At 71.6% G+C, this 1315-nt stretch carries 1 protein-coding gene; it reads right to left on the bottom strand.

Features of this window, described 5'->3' with window-relative positions; translation table 11 throughout:
• Window positions 1-133: 133 nt before the first annotated feature.
• Window positions 134-1315: AI-2E family transporter (locus tag ABZ885_RS41295; protein WP_360200377.1), on the bottom strand; the 1182-nt coding region annotated here is incomplete at its 5' end.

Below are 1315 nucleotides of genomic sequence, written 5' to 3'. Positions count from 1 at the left end.
ACGCCTCGAAGAACCTCGCCCTCAGCACCCCGAAATCCACGATCCCCGCAACTCCCTGAACTCCAGGGTGTTGCGGGGATCGTTAGAACCCGCCCCATGTCCGGCCGGGGCCGTTCGCGTATCTTGCGCGCGTTCAGGCGGTGGGGTGGTTCGCCTTGGCCGCAGCGGCCTCGCGGGCCGCTTCGAGGGCGGTGAAGACGGCCTGGCCGGCCTCGTTGCGGCGGCGCAGGTGCGTCACCACGGTGTTGGTGACCGCGATCAGCGGCACGGCCACGATGGCGCCGCCGATGCCGCCGATGATCGAGCCGGCGGCCACCCCGAGGACCACGCCCAGCGGGTGGACCCGGACGGCCCGGCCGAGGATCAGCGGCTGGAGGATGTGACCCTCCAGCTGCTGGACGGCGACCAGCACCACCAGCACCATCAGCGCCGTCCACGGCGTCGTCGTCACCAGGGCGATCAGCACCGCGACCGTCCCGGTCACCAGCGCACCGACCAGCGGGACGAAGGCCCCCAGGAAGATGATCACCGCGAGCGGCAGCGCCATCGGCACGCCGAGCAGCTGGATGCCGATGCCGATGCAGACCGCGTCGATGAAGGCCACGCAGACGGTGCCGCGGACGTACGCGGTGAGCGTCGCCCAGGCCTTCGGGCCGGCGCCGGCCATCGCGTAGCGGGAGTGCCGCGGCAGGCCGCGCAGTGCCCAGTTCCAGATCCGCTCGCCGTCGTAGAGGAAGAAGAAGGTGGTGAAGAAGGCGAGCAGGACGGCGGTCAGCACCTCGACCGCGATCTGCGCGCCGGTGAGACTCGCCGAGGTGATCTGCTCGGTGTTGGTGCTGATCGCGTTGGTGATCTGCTTGGTGAAGCCCTCGATCTGCTCCTGGGTCAGGTGCAGCGGGCCGGTGACCAGCCAGTCCCGGAGGGTGAGGACACCGTCCTGGACCTTGCTGGTGACGGTGGACAGGTTGGTGCTCACCTGCCAGACCACGAACCAGCCGACCAGCCCGATCCCGGCCAGACCGCTCAGGAACACCCCGCCGGCGGCCAGCGAGCGCGGCACGCCGTGCCGGCGCAGCCAGGAGACGCTGGGCTCCAGCAGGGCGGAGATCAGCAGCGAGGCCAGCACCGCGAAGGCCACCAGCCGCAGCATGTCGACGACCGTGAAGACCACGTAGAGCGCGGCGCCGAGCAGCAGCAGCCGCCAGGTCGACTCGGCGGCCACCCGCAGGCCCCACGGCACGGCCTCGGCGGGGGTGGCGGGCCGGCCGAGGTGGAGTTCGCGCCCGAAGGCGCCGTGCGTGGCCGCCGCGGCGGG

It is taken from the genome of Kitasatospora sp. NPDC047058 (assembly GCF_040643935.1).
Lineage (GTDB): Bacteria > Actinomycetota > Actinomycetes > Streptomycetales > Streptomycetaceae > Kitasatospora.
The sequence above is the reverse complement of the archived record's forward strand: the minus strand, read 5'-3'. Positions and strand labels throughout refer to the sequence as shown.